General features: G+C 59.2%; 14 protein-coding genes. 6 read left to right on the forward strand and 8 right to left on the reverse strand.

The annotated features are described in order from the left end of the window. Positions 1-20: 20 nt before the first annotated feature. Positions 21-308: a 50S ribosomal protein L28 gene (gene rpmB, locus BLT54_RS12870; protein WP_009573053.1), complete on the reverse strand. Its 288-nt coding sequence runs from the start codon at positions 306-308 to the stop codon at positions 21-23. A 260-nt stretch (positions 309-568) separates the two neighbouring features. Then, a complete protein-coding gene (meaB, locus tag BLT54_RS12875; protein WP_074645645.1) occupies positions 569-1,546 on the reverse strand; it encodes a methylmalonyl Co-A mutase-associated GTPase MeaB in 978 nt (325 codons plus the stop codon). Between the two features lie 111 nt (positions 1,547-1,657). Here meaB and BLT54_RS12880 point away from each other — a divergent pair, with 111 nt between their 5' ends. The 4 genes from BLT54_RS12880 to nirD all read left to right on the forward strand — a co-directional run bounded on the left by BLT54_RS12880 (position 1,658) and on the right by nirD (position 7,934). After that, complete coding sequence (locus BLT54_RS12880) at positions 1,658-2,374, forward strand: DUF3108 domain-containing protein (RefSeq protein ID WP_074645647.1); 717 nt, start codon at positions 1,658-1,660, stop codon at positions 2,372-2,374. A 60-nt stretch (positions 2,375-2,434) separates the two neighbouring features. After that, positions 2,435-4,864 carry an ATP-dependent helicase HrpB gene (gene hrpB / locus BLT54_RS12885; RefSeq protein WP_074645649.1) on the forward strand — a complete coding sequence of 810 codons (2,430 nt, stop codon included), beginning with the start codon at positions 2,435-2,437 and terminating at the stop codon, positions 4,862-4,864. Between the two features lie 305 nt (positions 4,865-5,169). Next, positions 5,170-7,617, forward strand: coding sequence for a nitrite reductase large subunit NirB (gene nirB, locus BLT54_RS12895; protein WP_074645653.1), 2,448 nt, complete (start codon positions 5,170-5,172; stop codon positions 7,615-7,617). Next, complete coding sequence (gene nirD / locus BLT54_RS12900; RefSeq protein ID WP_074645655.1) at positions 7,614-7,934, forward strand: nitrite reductase small subunit NirD; 321 nt, start codon at positions 7,614-7,616, stop codon at positions 7,932-7,934. The genes nirB and nirD overlap by 4 nt, the downstream gene beginning before the upstream one ends. Positions 7,935-7,956: 22 nt before the next feature. Here nirD and BLT54_RS12905 read toward each other — a convergent pair whose 3' ends face one another. Together BLT54_RS12905 and gndA are read right to left on the reverse strand one after the other, a co-directional pair. Next, a complete protein-coding gene (locus tag BLT54_RS12905) occupies positions 7,957-9,384 on the reverse strand; it encodes a TrkH family potassium uptake protein (RefSeq protein WP_074645657.1) in 1,428 nt (475 codons plus the stop codon). A gap of 201 nt (positions 9,385-9,585) precedes the next feature. Beyond that, positions 9,586-11,007, reverse strand: coding sequence for an NADP-dependent phosphogluconate dehydrogenase (gene gndA / locus BLT54_RS12910; RefSeq protein ID WP_074645659.1), 1,422 nt, complete (start codon positions 11,005-11,007; stop codon positions 9,586-9,588). A 196-nt stretch (positions 11,008-11,203) separates the two neighbouring features. On the opposite strand from gndA, the gene BLT54_RS12915 reads away from it, so the two are divergent. Then, positions 11,204-11,662, forward strand: a complete 459-nt coding sequence (locus BLT54_RS12915; protein WP_074645660.1) for an NUDIX hydrolase — start codon at positions 11,204-11,206, stop codon at positions 11,660-11,662. A gap of 178 nt (positions 11,663-11,840) precedes the next feature. Beyond that, a complete protein-coding gene (locus tag BLT54_RS12920; RefSeq protein ID WP_074645663.1) occupies positions 11,841-13,313 on the forward strand; it encodes an inorganic phosphate transporter in 1,473 nt (490 codons plus the stop codon). Positions 13,314-13,398: 85 nt separating this feature from the next. Here the strand turns inward: BLT54_RS12920 and argF are convergent, their stop codons facing one another. From argF to BLT54_RS12940, 4 genes are all read right to left on the reverse strand, one after another. Further along, entirely contained in the window at positions 13,399-14,325 is a 927-nt protein-coding gene (gene argF, locus BLT54_RS12925) for an ornithine carbamoyltransferase (RefSeq protein WP_074645664.1), read from the reverse strand. An 18-nt stretch (positions 14,326-14,343) separates the two neighbouring features. Further along, the gene (locus tag BLT54_RS12930) at positions 14,344-15,510 is read right to left on the reverse strand and encodes an aspartate aminotransferase family protein (protein ID WP_074645666.1); all 1,167 of its coding nucleotides are present in this window, start codon (positions 15,508-15,510) and stop codon (positions 14,344-14,346) included. A gap of 254 nt (positions 15,511-15,764) precedes the next feature. Beyond that, positions 15,765-16,592 (reverse strand): trypsin-like serine peptidase, encoded by an 828-nt coding sequence (locus tag BLT54_RS12935; RefSeq protein ID WP_074645669.1) that lies wholly within the window; start codon positions 16,590-16,592, stop codon positions 15,765-15,767. 62 nt (positions 16,593-16,654) lie between these two features. Continuing rightward, a complete protein-coding gene (locus tag BLT54_RS12940) occupies positions 16,655-17,467 on the reverse strand; it encodes an ABC transporter permease (protein ID WP_083351812.1) in 813 nt (270 codons plus the stop codon). Between the last annotated feature and the right edge of the window lie 185 nt (positions 17,468-17,652).

Consider the following 17,652-nt stretch of genomic DNA (forward strand, 5'->3'; position numbering starts at 1 on the left):
ACCATCTCAATCAAAAAATCTTAAGCGGTGGCTTGAGCTTTTTTGATTTCTTTTTTGATTTTCAGCGCGCTATCGGACAGCTCTTCGTCCTTGGCTTTCGCCAGGAAAGCGTCCAGACCACCACGGTGGTCAACGGTGCGCAGAGCCGCCGCAGAAATCCGCAGCTTGAACGAGCGGCCGAGCGTTTCCGAAATCAGCGACATTTCGTTGAGATTCGGAAGAAAACGGCGGCGGGTTCTGTTTTTGGCGTGGCTGACATTGTTGCCAGACATCGGGCCTTTACCGGTCAGTTCGCAACGACGCGACATGGGTTTATCCTCGTTTCACTGGCGAAAGCGTCACCCGCCCCGCACTTCTTAAGACTCAGTTCTGTCTTGTTCGCGCTCTCTTTGACGCTCAAGTGTCCAAGGTGCAACCCCGAAATCACATGAAACTGTCACAGATATCCGTTTCTAGACAGAAAAAGGCACCGCCCGAGGGAAGCGCCCGAAATTCAGTTCGCGGTGCATAGGCGATCATCAGGGAATCGTCAAGCCCCACAACGGAGATGGGCCGTGGGGAATGCACCTTAGCCGTGCTGAAGCGCGTTCAAAACATCCGCCGCCGCATGGCCCGGCGTCAACTGCCCCGCAGCGACCTGTTTGGCCAGATCGGAGATCATGGATTTGAGCGGCTCTTTTTGCAACTGCGCCAAAAGCCCCTGACGGATTTCCTGACCAAACCAATATTCGGCCTGCTCGGCACGTCGCCGGTCAAAATGCCCGGTCTCGCGCCGCCACTCGGTGAGGTTTTGGATTTCGTCCCACGCCTCTTTCAGACCATCAACCTGAAGCGCTGAGACGGTCATCGCCTTGGGGAAGCCTTCCGGATCTTGCGGCCGCTTGCGCAACAGGCGCAATGCGCCTGCGTAATCGGCACAGGTGCGGTTGGCCGCAGGTTTGAGATCACCATCGGCCTTGTTCACCAAAATAAGATCGGCCATTTCCATAATGCCGCGCTTGACGCCCTGAAGCTCATCGCCGCCTCCGGGCGCGAGCAAGAGCAAGAACAGATCAGACATCTCGGAGACAACGGTCTCGGACTGCCCGACCCCCACGGTTTCGATCAGGATCAAATCATAGCCCGCCGCCTCGCACAAAGTGACCGCCTCGCGGGTGCGCCGCGCCACACCGCCCAATTCGGTTTGCGACGGCGAGGGTCGGATAAAGGCGTTTGGTTCGCGCGACAATTCCTCCATCCGGGTTTTGTCGCCCAAAATCGACCCGCCTGAGCGCGCCGAAGACGGGTCCACGGCCAGGACGGCAACCTTTTTGCCTTCCCGGATCATCATCATACCAAAACTTTCGATAAAGGTGGATTTGCCCACCCCCGGTGTCCCCGACAATCCAAGCCGAAGCGCCTGACGCCCGGATTTACCGACCTCTTCCATCAGTAAAATCGCCTGCGCGCGGTGATCGGCACGGGCAGATTCAACCAAAGTGATGGCACGGGCCAAAGCCCGGCGGTTGCCCGAAACCACCCCGTCAGCAAGTTGTTTTATATCCATTACAGTCTTCCGGCAGATTAAGCGCGTGTCGCCTTTCGTTTTGCCCCGTCCATCGGGGCGATGTCCACCCCTGTCCGGCCTGTACCTGTCCGGTCTGTAAGAGTGCCCCATATGTTCCAGATTTTCCCGATTTTTCGCCACTGTTCACGCGCCCTTGCCAAGGTGTCTTTGGTGTTTGCGCTCACATCCCTGCCGCTGATGGCCGAGGACACGCAAATGCGGTTTGACATCCGCCTCGGCGCCCTCAAAGTGGGCCATTTGGGCGTGGCCGCCAGTGAAACGGATCAAACCTATGCGGTGCGTGCACAGTTTCAGGACACAGGGCTGGTCGGCATTTTGGTGGGTATCCGTTTTGATGCCCACGCCCAAGGCACCCGCCTTGGAACATCCCTCATTCCGCGCAAATATGAAGAGAACGTCGACACAGGCCGCCGCCAAAGCCTCACCCGTTTACAGTATGACGCCGGTCTGCCGCAGGTGCTTGGCGACACGTCAACCTCACCACTTTTGATCGCGCTCGAAGATCAACGTGGCACCGTCGACCCCCTCACCGCGCTTTATACCGTGCTGCGCTCAGGCCCCGCGCCATGCAATAAGAACATTCCCGTCTTTGACGGACGACGGCGCAGCCTTTTGACCCTTGGGCCGATGCGCGAAGGCCAGTGTTCGGGCAACTACCGCCGTGTCGCGGGCTATTCTGACGCCGAAATGCGCGAACGCGCAAGCTTTCCACTCACGCTGCGCTTTACAGGGGTAGAGGGAAGGTCGCATTTGGTCGAGGCCAAAGTCGACACGCTTTGGGGTCCGGCGACGCTCACCCGTCAATAAGGCCCTCCCTCAGGCGCAGCCCCTCTTTTCGCCCGCCCTGCTTTGGCTCATAACGGGACCATGTTTGAACAGAAACTCCCGATTGATGATGTGCTTGAGGCACTGATCTGTGCCATTCGCGACACAGGCCGCGCGGTGTTGATGGCCCCGCCCGGTGCCGGCAAAACCACCCGCGTGCCCTTGGCGCTTTTGCCACATGTCACGGGGCGGATCGTGATGTTGGAACCGCGTCGATTGGCGGCGCGCTCTGCCGCCGAACGCATGGCACAAACACTGGGCGAAGTCGTGGGCCAAACGGTTGGTTACCGGATGCGCGGTGACACCAAACTGTCGAAATCCACCCGGATCGAAGTCGTCACCGAAGGCATTCTCACCCGGATGTTGCAAAGCGACCCGGAGTTGACTGGCGTTGGTGCGGTGATTTTTGATGAATATCACGAACGCTCGCTCAATGCCGATCTGGGCTTGGCGCTGACTTGGGAGCTACGTCAGGTGTTGCGCGACGATCTTGTGGTGATCGTGATGTCGGCCACGTTGGACGCCGACCCGGTGGCGGCGCTTTTGGACAATGCCCCGGTGATCCGCTCCGAAGGCCGGGCCTTTCCGGTCGACACCCGCTGGCTTGCGACCCCAACACCCAAAGCCCGTCGGTTTGAAGAGGCGATGGCGGATTTGGTGATCGAGGCGGTCACCCAAGAGGCCGGATCGGCCTTGGTGTTTTTGCCGGGCGAAAGCGAAATCCGCCGGGTTGAAGCGCGGCTCACCGGTCGTGTGCCCGCCGATTGCGCAGTCCGGCCGCTGTTTGGCGCGATGAAATTCGCGGATCAGCGCGCGGCAATTGCGCCCTGCGCGACGGGGCGCAAGATCGTGCTGGCCACCTCCATCGCCGAGACCTCTTTGACCATCGAGGATGTGCGCATTGTCGTGGACGCAGGCCGGGCACGGCGGGCGCGGTTTGACCCGGCCTCGGGCATGTCGCGGCTGATCACCGAACGCGCCTCCAAAGCCGAGGCCGAACAACGTCGGGGCCGCGCCGGTCGGGTTGCCGAAGGCGTGTGTTTCCGGCTTTGGACCAAGGGCGAAGAGGGCGCGATGCCCGCCTTTGCCCCCGCCGAAATTGAAACGGCGGACCTCACCGGACTGGCTTTGGAATTGGCCCTTTGGGGCGCGTCCGAGTCTGAGTTATCCTTTTTGACGCCGCCCCCACCCGGACCTTTGACAGAGGCGCGCGCGCTGTTGCACGGGCTTGGCGCTTTAGACGCGACAGGCCGGATCACCGCCCATGGCAAGGCCTTGGCCACCAAACCGCTGCACCCAAGACTTGCACATATGCTGCAATTATCCGGAGCACAGGCGGCGGATTTGGCGGCTTTGTTGAACGAACGCGATCCCCTGCGTGGGGCAGGCGTCGATTTGGCATTGCGCATCCGCGCGCTTCATGCGCCGGGACAGGCGACGTCTGGCACAGTGGATCGGGGTGTGATCGAACGGGTGAAACAAGAGGCCAAGCGGCTGCGTACGGGCGCGAGTGAAGGCCCGAAAATGAGCTTGGGCGAAATGGCCGCTACCGCCTACCCAGACCGGATCGGTCTGCGCCGCAAGGGCGATCAGGCCCGCTATATCCTGTCGGGCGGCAAGGGCGCTGTGATGGACGATGGCGATCAGATGGCCGGCGTCCGGTTGATCGTCGTCACCGACACAGACGGCGCGCCGCGTGAGGCGAAAATCCGGCAAGCGGTGGAGATCACCGAGGCGGAGCTGCGCGCGCTGTACGGCGATCAAATCATGTGGCGCGAGATATGCCAATGGGACAAGCGCGAAAAACGGGTGGTGGCGCGCAAACAGGAGTGTTTTGGCGCGCTCCTTTTGGAGGATCGTCAGTGGAAAGAGGCCCCGCCTGAGGCGATGGCCCGCGGTGCGCTCGACGGGTTGCGCCAGATCGGATTGCCATGGAGTGACGCCGCCAAACGCTTTGCCGCGCGGGTGCGGTTGATGGGCGATACGTTCCCCGACCTCTCTGAGGCGGCGTTGATGCAAAGCCTTGAGACATGGCTTTTGCCACATCTGAAAGGTGCCCGCACGGAAGCTCAATTGCGCGCGCTCGACATCACCGAGGCGCTCCGCGCGATGTTGGATTGGGGCCAGATGCAGCGGCTGGATGCCGAGGTGCCCGGACAGTTTGTCAGCCCGGTCGGACGCAAATTGCCGATTGATTATTCCGGCGAACACCCCGAGGTGACGGGCCGTATTCAGGAGTTTTTTGGCACCACCACCCATCCCACGGTCGGGCCAAACCGCGTGCCGCTCAAGGTGGTTTTAACCTCGCCGGCGCATCGTCCGGTGCAGGTCACAATGGATTTGCCGGGGTTTTGGAAAAGCTCCTACGCCGATGTGCGCAAGGATATGCGCGGGCAATATCCGCGCCACCCCTGGCCCGAAGACCCGACCGAAGCCGATCCGACTCTGCGGGCAAAACGGCGCGGAACTTAGGCGCCCCCGCCTTTGCTGCACTGCATCATTTCTAAGCGAGACAGCACATGCGCCCGGATTTGGTGCTGAAAATCCGGGCACTCTATAATTTTAACCCAAAACTCTGGCAAATCTTTGGGTTCTGAATTGCCTAATTCAACAGCCCCGCTCAAAAGCAAGACGTGAAGCTGATTCACAGGCGATCGCAGAGTGGCGATCCGACCTTTTGTCCCAAAGACCGGGACGCGCGGCAATGGCGCTGCATTCTCACCGAAACGAAACTGGGCTCGCATGATGCGACCCGCGTTCTGAGATGGAGTGCCATTATGTCAAAGAAACACCTTGTGATCGTTGGAAATGGGATGGCCCCCGGACGGATGTTGGAACATCTGTTTGAGGTGACAGACGCCTATGACGTGACGATTTTCAACGCCGAGCCGCGCGTGAATTATGACCGGATCATGCTCTCGCCGGTTCTGTCGGGCGAAAAGACCTATGCCGATATCATCATCCATGGCGAAGGCTGGTATGAGGAACACGGGATCACGCTTCATCAGGGCGAAAAGATCACCGAAATTCACCGCAACGAGCGCAAGGTCCTCTCTGAGGCCGGGCGCGAGGTGGCCTATGACAAGCTGGTGATCGCCACCGGGTCGAACCCGTTTATCATCCCTTTGCCGGGTCATGATCTGCCCGGCGTTTTGGCCTATCGCGACTTGGACGACACCGGCGCGATGATCGACGCCTCCGACAAAGGCGGTCGCGCCGTGGTGATCGGCGGCGGGCTTTTGGGGCTGGAAGCGGCGGCGGGTTTGAAACAGCGCGGCATGGAAGTGACGGTCATCCACCTGATGCCAACGCTGATGGAACGCCAACTCGACACGGCGGCGGGCTACCTGTTGCAACGCGAACTTGAGGGCCGTGGGATCGAGGTGCTGTGCGAGGCCAACACCAAACAGATTTTGGGCAAAGACCGGGTCGAGGGCGTGGAACTGGCCGATGGCCGGGTGATTGACGCCTCGCTCGTGGTCATGGCTGTCGGCATCCGCCCGAATGTGCAATTGGCACAGGAGGCCGGGCTTGAGATCAACCGCGGCATTGTCACCGATGCAACGATGAAAACATCCGACCCAAACATCTATTCGGTCGGGGAATGTGTTGAGGTCGGTGGCTTGGTCTATGGCCTGGTCGCACCGCTTTACCGCATGGCGAAAGTGGCGGCGGATCATTTGGCGGGCGCTTCAGAGATGGCCTTTGCCCATGCCGAAACGCCGACGAAACTGAAAGTCACGGGCTGTGATCTCTACTCAGTTGGCGATTTTGCCGAGGGCGACGGGCGCGAAGACATTGTGCTGCGGGACGCGATGCGCGGGACGTATAAGCGTGTGATCCTCAAGGACAATAAGATCATCGGCGCCGTGCTTTATGGCGATGTCGCGGATGGTGGTTGGTACAACGAGTTGCTGAAATCCGGCGAAGACATCTCCGAGATGCGCGAGACTTTGATCTTTGGCCAGGCCTATCAGGGCGGCGCGGGGGCTGACCCTTTGGCGGCGGTGGCGAACCTCGCGGATGATGCGGAAATTTGCGGCTGTAATGGCATCACCAAAGGCACAATCATGGCCGCGATCCAAGCCAAAGGCTTGACCACCCTCGCGGATGTGCGCGCCCATACCAAAGCCTCGGCGTCTTGCGGCACCTGCACCGGATTGGTTGAAAATGTCATGGCGCTCACCTTGGGCGATGCGTTTCAATTGCCTGCCTCCGAGGGCATGTGCCCCTGCACCCCCCACAGCCACGGCCATGTCCGCCGCTTGATCAAAGCCAAGGGCCTCAAATCCATCCCGGCGGTGATGCAGGCGCTGGAATGGACCACACCGGAGGGCTGTGCCAAATGCCGCCCGGCGTTGAATTATTACCTCGTGGCCGATTGGCCGGGCGTCTATGTTGACGATCAACAGTCGCGGTTCATCAACGAACGCGTCCACGCCAACATCCAAAAGGACGGCACCTATTCGGTCGTGCCCCGGATGTTTGGCGGCATCACCACGCCGGACGAGCTGCGCGCGATTGCCGATGTGGCGGACAAATATGAGATCCCGACCGTCAAAGTCACAGGCGGGCAAAGGATCGACCTTTTGGGCGTCAAAAAAGAGGATTTGATCCCGGTCTGGGCCGATCTCAACGCTGCGGGAATGATCTCCGGGGCGGCTTATGCCAAGGGCCTGCGCACGGTGAAAACCTGTGTCGGTTCCGATTGGTGTCGCTTTGGCACCCAAGATTCGACGGGTTTGGGCATCAAACTTGAGCACTATCTCTGGGGCGCATGGACGCCGGCAAAACTCAAACTCGCCGTGTCAGGATGCCCGCGCAACTGTGCGGAAAGCACCTGTAAGGACATCGGCATCGTCTGTGTCGATAGCGGCTATGAGGTGCTTTATGGCGGGGCCGCCGGGCTTCACATCCAAGGCACGACCAAACTCGGCACTGTGCCGAGTGAAGAGGATGTGATCGAAGTCGTCGGCGCATTGACGCAATATTACCGTGAAACCGGATTCTATTTGGAACGGATTTACAAATGGGCGGATCGGCTGGGCTATGACCACATCCGCGAGGTGATTTTGGACGATCTGGACCAACGCAAAGCCTACAATGCACGCTTTGCCTATGCCCAAAGTTTCGCGCAAGTGGACCCATGGGCCGAATTTGTCAGCGGCAAAGATGCGCATGAATTCAACCCGATCAACATCAGAAAACTGGAGGCGGCGGAATGAACGTGCAGGCCAAAACCTGGGTCAGCATCGGCCCGCTCACCGAGATTCCGCGCCAAGGCGCGCGCTGTGTCAAAAACGGCGATATGAGCATCGCGGTGTTTCGCACCTCGCAGGATCAGGTCTTTGCCCTCGAAGACAAATGCCCGCACAAAAACGGCCCCCTGAGCCAAGGGATCGTACATGACGGCTGTGTCACCTGCCCTCTTCACAACTGGGTGATCTCGCTTGAGACAGGCGCGGCCCAAGGCGCGGATGTTGGTCAGACAGCCACATTCGAGATCAAAATCAAGGATGGAATCGTGCTGTTGGCGCTGTGACCCTTTCAGGGTCGGTTGATCCTTACCGGGATGACACCAGTTCGCGCCAAAACAACGGCGCGAACAGGGCGTAGACCGTGGCCAATTCCAGCCGTCCCAAATACATGCCAAAGGTCAAAACCAATTTCGAGGGCGCGTTGAGCGAGGCGAAATTGCCCGCCGGGCCAATGACATCGCCCACCCCCGGACCAACATTGGCCAAGGCCGTCAGCGAGCCTGAAATGGCGGTGGTCATGTCTTGGCCGAAAAAGCCCAACAGGCTCGCCATCACGCCAAACGTGGCAGAATAAAGCACGAAAAACGCAATCACACCAGAAAGCGCATCGGGCGCCACAGGGCGGCCTTCGTATTTGACAAAAGTGACCCGATGCGGCGCGTAGCTTTTGCGGATCTGCGCAATCAACGCCCGCCCCGCCACCAACCAGCGCATCGCCTTGGCCCCGCCTGCGGTGGACCCTGTGGCCCCGCCCACGGCGGTCAAAACGAAAAAGGCGGCAACGGCAAAAGGCCCCCAAAGCGTATAATCCGTGGTGGCGTAGCCGGTGGTGGTGACGATGGAGACGACATTAAAAGCGACAAGACGGAGTGCATCAAACAAGGTTTCGCCCCGCACCATCATGAGCCAAAGCGCGAGGCAGGATATGGTCAACGCAAGGGTCGTCAACATGGCAGAAACCTGTTCGGACTGCCAAACGCCGCGTCGAACCCCTCTGATATACCAAGCAAAAGGCAAAGCCCCCGCGAGCATGAACGCGGTGCACACCCATTGCAGGAAGGCGCTGTCGAAATGGCCGAAAGACGCATCATAGCCGGAATAGCCGCCGGTGGAGAGCGTGGTCATCGCATGGGTGGCCGCGTCAAAGGGAGACATGCCGCCGATCATGTAGAGCAAGCCGCAAAGGAAAATCAAAGCGAAATAGATTTGCAGCGTCGCAGAGGCAAACATCGTCGCATTGCGCAGTTCTTTGCCGCCTTGTTCCGAGCTTTCAGAGCGAAACAATTGCATCCCGCCAACTTTCAGGATCGGCAAAAGCGCGATGCCGGTGACGATAAAGCCGACACCGCCAACGGCCTGAAGCATGGCGCGCCACAAGATGATGCCCCTCGGCGTGTCATCGAGACCCGACATGACGGTGGAGCCGGTGGTGGTGATGCCCGACATGGCCTCGAAAAACGCATCCACAAAGGACAGATCGAACAGGTAAAGCGGGCCTGCGCCACACAAAGCGGCGACCATCCAGACCGATGACGTCATCAAAAACGTGTGCAGCGGCCGCAGCTCGGTGACGTCCGGCGAAGAGGCCAGGGCAAGCGCCCCGCCGAGAAAGCCAAACAACAGGGCGGGTACTACAAACAGATTTGAGGTATCAGGAAAGAGCAGCGCCACGACGCCCATGAGAGCGGCGAAAAACACCATCACCAGCCCATTGATGAAGACGACGAAACTCATGTGCCACTTGCCTTGTTGTGGGCCGCCGTGGCTTGATCAGAGGCCTTGACGGGATCAGACCCTGAAAATCACGAAATCCCAGTCCCTTGCAAGAGCTGGCATGAAGAGAGGCGGATTTAGCGCGGGCGCTGTGTCGGACAGGCCGCTTTGGATGCTTAAATTTACCGCCCCCCCGTGCGCCTCAACTGTGGGACACGGTTCTCAACTGTGGGACACGGTTCCGGCCCATGGCCCGTGTTGCCCTGTGCCACCATCGACCCGCTCAAACCCGTGCGCGCCAAAGAAATCCCGCTGTGCCTGGACCAAATCGGTGGTGCCACGGCCCTGACGCATGGTGTCGAAATAGGCCAAGGCATTGGCAAAGGCCGGGATCGGCAGCCCTTTGAGCGCAGCATAGGCGACCACACGGCGCAGCGCGGGCGCGCCCTCGCGGATCATATCGGCAAAGGTCGGGGCAAAGATCAGTTGATCATGGGGCAGACCCTCGCGGATCGCTTGCGCCATATCATCAAGCAAGGCCGAGCGGATGATACAGCCTTCGCGCCACACTTCGGCGGAGGCGGCAAGGTCAATGCCCCAATCATAGGTCGCGGAGGCGGCAATGAGGATTTTGAAGCCCTGATCATAAGCAATGAGTTTTGCCGCCAAGAGCGCTTTTTCAAGCGTGGCATCGGAGGGCATCGGCATAGTTTCAACCGCATCATCGCCAAACAGCGCCTGCCCCGCCTCGCGCGTGGCTTTTTCCGAAGACCACGACCGCGCGGCCACCGCAGCCTCGATGGTGGAGGGCGATTGGCCCAGAGTGATTGCCTCAATCGCGGTCCAACGCCCGGTGCCTTTTTGGCCCGCCATATCGACGATCACATCAACCATTGGCTGGCCGGTTTTGGGGTCAGAGGTCTGAAGCACCTTACCGGAAATTTCGACCAGATAGGATTTGAGCGGGCCTTTGTCCCAGGCTTCAAACAGTGCGCCGATCTCGGATGGGGTGCGCCCTGCCCCATCGCGCAACACCCCGTAGACCTCGGCAATCATTTGCATATCGGCGTATTCAATCCCGTTGTGGACGGTTTTGACGAAATGCCCGGCCCCATCAGGGCCAAAATGTGCCGCACAGGGTTGGCCGTCATGTTTGGCAGAAATCGCTTCGATGATGTCGCGGATGACCTCATAGGAGGCTTTGTTGCCGCCGACCATGATCGACGGCCCATGACGCGCCCCTTCTTCGCCGCCCGACACGCCCATGCCGATAAAGTTCAAACCCTTTTCGCGCAGCGCCGCCTCGCGACGGCGCGTGTCGTGAAAATTGGCGTTGCCTGCATCAATGATCATATCGCCCTCATCGAGCAGCGGCACCAGATCTGCGATCACTGCATCCACGGGCCCGCCCGCCTTGACCATGATGATGATCGCACGCGGCTTGGACAGAGAGGCCACGAAGTCCTCATAGGTCTGCGCCGGCACAAGCCGCTCGGCCAAATCGCCCGCAGAGGCCACAAACGCATCGGTGACCGAGCCGGTGCGATTGTAAACAGCGATGGGAAAGCCGTGATCGGCAATGTTGAGCGACAGGTTTGCACCCATGACGCCAAGGCCAACGAGGCCGATGCGCGCGTGTGACATGATAAGGTCCTTTTGACGTTCGAGAATGTGGCAAGGGCACAGATGCGTGGGGTTTCAGAACCTCAAGCCGCCCGGCTCCCCTTTCAGATATAGCGCTATCATTCAGGAACAAGACATTTTTCAAGAAAACTTGAAATCCTGTGCGCCTTCCTCTATGTATATACAACAAACAAAAACACAGGCACGTTTCTCACCGATGGTTATGCTCTTCAAATCCGCTCTGATAGGGGTCTTGGACCCCCTTTTGCGCCGCCCGGACCGGGTTCAGGCGGCGGCATTGTGTTGGCGTAAGGGTAAGAAAGGCAAAGAGGTGCTTTTGATCACCTCGCGCGACACTGGCCGTTGGATCATCCCCAAGGGTTGGCCGATTGAGGGATTGGACGGCGCGGACACGGCGGCGCAGGAGGCCTGGGAAGAGGCCGGGGTCAAACCCGGCAAGATCAAGCGTCAGCCACTTGGTCTCTACCACTATGTCAAACGCCTTTCCAACGGTGTCCCCGCCCCGATCGAGGCCTCGGTCTACCCGATCGAAGTGGCGCGTTTGGCGAATAAATTCCCTGAATGCCATGAGCGCAAACGCAGTTGGATGTCGCCTGAACAGGCGGCCATGCTGGTGGACGAACCCGAACTTCAGGACTTGCTGCGCGCGTTTTAAGGCAGCCCGGCGCAGGCTTGTACCTCAAGGCCAAGACAGGCCTGTGGCCACAGGTTCCCGTTTGCATCCCTCACTTTGTCACGAAACCCTTGAAATAGGGCGGCGGGCGCGGTAGCGCTGCGCCGCTTGTAACAATTTTATGACAGCCCTCAGGGAGGGAAAGCCATGAGGGATCAGCATGAGTGACCAAGACGGCAAACAGTGGACCACACTGGACAAAGATCTCAACCGCATCAGCCAACTTGAACATGCCACGCTCTACATCGGGCGACCAATGGTGGGCTTGGGCGTGGCGCTGGCCTTTATCATCGTGGCGGGGCTTGGCGCGGCTGTGGTGTTTGGCGGGCAACCGGGATCGGCCTTGGTGATCGCTGCGGCGGCTTTGGGCGCTTATATGGCGATCAATATTGGCGCCAATGACGTGGCCAACAATATGGGCCCTGCGGTGGGTGCGAACGCATTGACCATGGGCGGCGCGATTGTGATTGCCGCACTTTGTGAAAGTGCGGGGGCGTTGCTGGCGGGGGGCGATGTCGTCTCGACGATCTCAAAGGGGATCATCGACCCATCCGCCATGGCAAACACCCAAGTGTTCATCTGGGCCATGCTCGCGGCGCTTTTGTCCTCTGCGCTTTGGGTCAATTTGGCCACATGGATCGGCGCGCCGGTCTCCACCACCCATGCCGTTGTCGGCGGTGTCATGGGCGCGGGCATCACGGCGGCGGGCTTTGCCTCGGTCAACTGGGCCTCGATGGGGCTGATCGCCGCCTCTTGGGTGGTTTCACCACTGTTGGGCGGGGTGATTGCCGCCGGATTCTTGTGGTTCATCAAGGCGCAGATCATGTACCAAGATGACAAAATCGCAGCGGCGCGCCGTTGGGTTCCGGTTCTGATCGGCATCATGATGGGCGCGTTTGCGACCTATTTGGCGATCAAAGGCCTTAAGAAACTGATCAGTATTGACCTGACAACCGCGCTCTTGATTGGTGCGGCGATTGGCGGATTGTCCTATGTGATTTCCGCGCCTTTGGTGCGCCGTCAATCCGAGGGGCTTGAAAACCGCAACAAATCATTGAAGGCGATGTTTGCCCTGCCTTTGGTGATCTCGGCAGCACTTTTGTCCTTTGCCCATGGCGCCAATGATGTGGCCAATGCGGTCGGCCCGCTGGCGGCCATCGTGCATGCCAACGCCTTTGGCGAGTTCGCCGGCAAGGTCAATATCCCCCATTGGGTGATGGTGATCGGGGCGCTTGGGATTTCTTTTGGTCTGGTGCTGTTTGGGCCGAAGCTGATCAAAATGGTCGGCTCGCAGATCACCAAGCTCAACCCGATGCGCGCCTTTTGCGTCGCGCTCTCTGCCGCGATCACGGTGATTGTCGCCAGTTGGCTGGGCCTGCCCGTGTCCTCCACCCATATCGCCGTGGGCGCGGTGTTTGGCGTTGGGTTCTTTCGTGAATGGTATCATGATAAACGTCTGCGCGAGACTGTGGTCAAAGAGGCGGTGCGCGTGGCAGATGAAGAGCGGAGACGGCGCAAACTGGTGCGTCGCAGCCATTTCATGACCATTGTCGCGGCTTGGATCATCACCGTCCCGGCCTCGGCGATCCTCTCTGCGGCGGTGTTTTTTGTCCTGTCGCATTTCACAAACTGAGCCGGCCACAAACTGAGCCGGACCAGACCCAAAACGCGCCCAGAGTGTCCTCGGGCGCGTTTTCTTTGGCAAAGCCTGACGTCGGTTAGAACCCGACACACCAGCGCATGATCGCCTTTTGCGCGTGAAGCCGGTTTTCCGCCTCGTCGAAAATCACCGATTGCGGCCCGTCCATCACGTTATTGCTCACCTCATCACCGCGGTGCGCGGGCAGGCAGTGCATGAACAGCGCATCGGGGTTGGCATGTGACATCAGCTTGCGATCGACCCGGTAAGGGCGCAGTTGATTGTGCCGCCGCTCCCGCGCCGATTGCGGATCATGCATCGACACCCAGGTGTCGGTGACCACAAGATCGGCACCTTTGACAGCCTCTTCCGCGTCACGCACGATCTCGATCTTTGACCCTTTGGCGCGCGCCTCTTTGATAAAGCCCATTTCGGGATCAAGCGGCTCTGGCCCGGCAAAGGTGAAATCAAACCCAAACTGACCGGCGGCATGAATGAACGAGGCGCAAACATTGTTGCCATCGCCACACCACACCACCTTTTTGCCTTTGATCGGGCCGTTATGTTCCTCGAATGTGAGGATGTCGGCCATGATTTGACAGGGGTGGGTGCGGTTGGTCAGCCCGTTGATCACCGGAACAGTGGCGTATTCGGCCATCTCCAACAGGGTCTGTTCCTCAAAGGTGCGGATCATGATCATGTCGACATAGCGCGACAAAACGCGGGCGGTGTCGGCAATGGTTTCGCCATGGCCCAGTTGCATATCCGCGCCCGAAAGCACCATGGTCTGCCCACCCATTTGGCGCACACCCACGTCAAAAGACACGCGGGTCCGGGTCGAAGGCTTTTCAAAAATCAGCGCGACCATTTTGTCTTTGAGCGGCAGCTCGGCATCAAGCGCGCCTTTGGGTTGGCCCAAACGCGCCTGTTTGGTGGCTTTCGCGCTTTCGATGATCTGATGAAGATCGTCGGCACTCGTCGTGTGAATATCTAGAAAGTGGTTCATGTGTTATCTTTTCTTATATCAGAGCGCCTTGGCGGCGGCATCAATCCGCGCCACGGCGTCGGAAATGTCTTCGTCAGAAATGTTCAGCGCGGGCAACAGCCGCACCACATTGTCGGCGGCGGGTACGGTCAAAACGCCCGCCTCATAGCCCTTCGCAACCAGATCACCCGGCGCGACTTTGCATTTGAGGCCAAGCATAAGCCCTTGCCCGCGTACGCTTTCAAAGACGTCCGGGTGCGCCGCAACAAGCCCTTCAAGCTTTTGGCGCATCAGGCTCGCCTTGCGGTTCACCTCGGCCAAGAACGCCGGATCGGACACGATTTCAAGCACTTTGGCCCCAATGGCACAGCCCAAAGGGTTGCCGCCATAGGTCGAGCCGTGGGTGCCCGCGGTCATACCTGAGGCCGCCTCTTCGGTGGCCAAAACCGCGCCCAGAGGGAAACCGCCGCCGATGCCTTTGGCAATCATCATGATGTCCGGCGTCACGCCGGCATATTCATGGGCGAACAATTTGCCCGTCCGGGCCACACCGCATTGGACCTCGTCGAAAATCAACAGGATACCCTTTTCATCGCACAGATCGCGCAGGCCTTTGAGGCACTGATCCGGGACCACGCGAATGCCGCCCTCGCCCTGAATCGGTTCGATCATGATCGCTGCGGTCTTGTCAGAGACGGCCGCGGTCAGCGCCTCGTGATCGCCAAAGGGCAGATGGACAAATCCGGGCATCAGTGGCCCAAAACCTTTGACCATTTTCTCAGCGCCCGAGGCCGCAATGGCCCCGGTCGAGCGGCCATGGAAACAGCCGTCAAAGGTGATGATCTCGATCTTTTCCGGCTGGCCCTTGGTGTACCAATATTTGCGCGCCATTTTGATCGCCAGTTCGGCAGCCTCAGTGCCCGAATTGGTGAAAAAACAGGTGTCGGCAAAGGTCAGATCGACCAGCATATCCGCCAGTTTTTCTTGCGCCGGGATTTTATAGAGGTTGGAGACATGCCACAGCGTGTCGGCCTGATCCTTGAGGGTCTGCGCCAGTTCCGGGTTGGCATGGCCCAGCGTGTTGACCGCGATGCCCGCGCCAAGGTCCAAAAAGCGTCGCCCATCCGCCTCAATCAGCCAAGAGCCTTCGCCTTTGACGAAAGACAACGGAGCCCGGTTATAGGTCGGCAAAACGGAAGAAATCATAGGGTTTACCCTTTTGAATGAACAGGCCCCATGGGTGGCGCTATGCCTTGGGGCTGTCAACGGTTTCGGAGTGATTTATGAGGCAGATGCGCCAGTTTGGCGCGGAAATGTGCCGGATTGGGCACGGATGAACGGACGTCAAAGACGCGTTAGCGTCGACGTCGGGGCGTGGAGATATATGTGGTCACGGTGTTCATGCGCCGGGTTTTCCGGCAAATCGCCCGCCAAGTCAAAGCAAATCTTAGGTCGCGGGTTTATTTCGCGGGCAGAAATTTGGCATTGCCAACGCTTTGCGTGCTGCCACCGCCCACAGAAATGCGTTTAACCACCACGGGTTTGGCCGCAACTTGCGCCGCGCCCAAGGCGATTTGGCGTTTGAGCGCCGCAACCCGATCACTCAGCGCCATACCAAACCCGACCCTGCGCCCGTCCCGCACCCCCATGGAGGAGACGACAGAGACAATCGCGGGCCGTACCCCGTCATAGGCAAACACCGGCGCGCCGGAGGAGCCAAAGGTGATGTCACAATCGAAACTGTAAATATCTTGCGAGAAATCAATCACATGGCATTCGCGCTGAATCGAAAGCGCATCATTGCGGCCCTGCCCGTAAGAGGCGACCATCAATTCGCCGCGCGGCTTAGACGTCCGGTGAATGGGGAAAGGCGCGGCTTGGGCGCGGGCAATCGGCGAGGCCAGTTGGATCAGCGCCACATCGCGGCGAATATTGCCCGCCGTCACATTGTCGGTGATGTCATAGCCGGGCGTCACGGCCACGGCGATCCCGCGCGAGGCGGCAACATAATCGCCATTGCGCAGCCCGGCGCGAAAGGTGATTTGATCCGCCGCATAGGGTTGGTTTTTGCCATCCACCACACAATGCGCCGCCGTCAGAACCAGATCCGGCGCAATCAACGCGCCCGAACAGGTCGAGCGACGCGCCACATCCAGCCGTCCAACGCCCTCCCAACCGATCAATTCGGCGCGACGATCCGCGCTGTCCAATTCGCTGGGCAGGCTATCGGCGGCAAATGCGCCAAACGAAAGCAGGGACAGGATAACGGTAGAAAGGAAACGGACCATGGCACACCTTAAGAAGACAGTGCCATGGTATATAAATGGTGAATTAGGCCAAAATTTGGCGCTTAGGATTTCAGTTTCGTGCCGCGTTTGAACAAGACCCAGCAGGTGAAAATCAGTGCCGCCGTCACGATGCTCATCACCACAAGGCCAAGCCATGGTGAGCTGTCCGAACGGCCAATGATACCAAACCGCACCCCATCAATCAGGTAAAATACCGGGTTGAGATGGGTGATGACGCGAAACCACTGCGGCAAGCTTTCGACCGAATAGAAGGTGCCGGAGAGGAAGGACAGCGGCGTGATGATGAAATTGGTGATCGCGGCCATTTGGTCGAATTTCTGCGATACGACCCCGGCCAAAATGCCCAAAGCCCCCAGAAACAGCGCCCCCAGCGTGATGAATGCGAGGGTAAAAAACGGATGCGCCAGACCAAGCCCGACGACAAGCGCCATGCCCAACCAGATCGCCAGAGCGACGAACAGCCCGCGCGCCAATCCCCCGGCCAGATAGCCCAAGACCAATTCAATCGGCGAAAGCGGTGGCATCAAGGTGTCGACAATATTGCCCTGAACCTTTGAGATCACAATCGAGGAAGAGGTGTTGGCAAAGGCGTTTTGGATCACGGTCATGGTCAAGATGCCAGGAGCGAGGAAATGCACGAAGGGCACCCCCATGACGTCCCCGCGCGATGGGCCGATGGCGAGGGAGAAAATCGTCAAGAACAGCGCAGCCGTCATCAGTGGCGCCAAAAGCGTTTGGGTCCAGACGGTGGTGAAACGGCGCACTTCGCGCATCGCCAGTGTGTACAGGCCAAGCCAATTGACCCGCCCAAACCGCCGCACACCCATTTGCACCTCATTATGTGCCATTTCCATTGCCGCTCTCCCTTGCTATAACCCGTTTTGCCCCAAAGGACGCCGCGTGTGGAAACCCGTATTACGATTTCCGCCCGCGCCCGCTTGTAACCGCAAGCGGTGTGTTTAAAATAGGGGTCAACACGAATTCTCAAGCGGTCCTGCCTGCAAACGGGTTGTGCAGGGGCGCTTTTCGCGGTTTGGCT

Origin of the sequence: Celeribacter baekdonensis (assembly GCF_900102315.1) — a bacterium.
Lineage (GTDB): Bacteria > Pseudomonadota > Alphaproteobacteria > Rhodobacterales > Rhodobacteraceae > Celeribacter > Celeribacter baekdonensis.

Coding starts and splice junctions, on each gene's coding strand:
- meaB (WP_074645645.1), bottom strand. CDS start 1,546: ATGGATATAAAACAACTTGCTGACGGGGTGGTTTCGGGCAACCGCCGG.
- nirB (WP_074645653.1), top strand. CDS start 5,170: ATGTCAAAGAAACACCTTGTGATCGTTGGAAATGGGATGGCCCCCGGA.
- BLT54_RS12880 (WP_074645647.1), top strand. CDS start 1,658: ATGTTCCAGATTTTCCCGATTTTTCGCCACTGTTCACGCGCCCTTGCC.
- BLT54_RS12905 (WP_074645657.1), bottom strand. CDS start 9,384: ATGAGTTTCGTCGTCTTCATCAATGGGCTGGTGATGGTGTTTTTCGCC.
- gndA (WP_074645659.1), bottom strand. CDS start 11,007: ATGTCACACGCGCGCATCGGCCTCGTTGGCCTTGGCGTCATGGGTGCA.
- BLT54_RS12920 (WP_074645663.1), top strand. CDS start 11,841: ATGAGTGACCAAGACGGCAAACAGTGGACCACACTGGACAAAGATCTC.
- nirD (WP_074645655.1), top strand. CDS start 7,614: ATGAACGTGCAGGCCAAAACCTGGGTCAGCATCGGCCCGCTCACCGAG.
- rpmB (WP_009573053.1), bottom strand. CDS start 308: ATGTCGCGTCGTTGCGAACTGACCGGTAAAGGCCCGATGTCTGGCAAC.
- BLT54_RS12930 (WP_074645666.1), bottom strand. CDS start 15,510: ATGATTTCTTCCGTTTTGCCGACCTATAACCGGGCTCCGTTGTCTTTC.
- BLT54_RS12940 (WP_083351812.1), bottom strand. CDS start 17,467: ATGGAAATGGCACATAATGAGGTGCAAATGGGTGTGCGGCGGTTTGGG.
- BLT54_RS12915 (WP_074645660.1), top strand. CDS start 11,204: ATGGTTATGCTCTTCAAATCCGCTCTGATAGGGGTCTTGGACCCCCTT.
- argF (WP_074645664.1), bottom strand. CDS start 14,325: ATGAACCACTTTCTAGATATTCACACGACGAGTGCCGACGATCTTCAT.
- hrpB (WP_074645649.1), top strand. CDS start 2,435: ATGTTTGAACAGAAACTCCCGATTGATGATGTGCTTGAGGCACTGATC.
- BLT54_RS12935 (WP_074645669.1), bottom strand. CDS start 16,592: ATGGTCCGTTTCCTTTCTACCGTTATCCTGTCCCTGCTTTCGTTTGGC.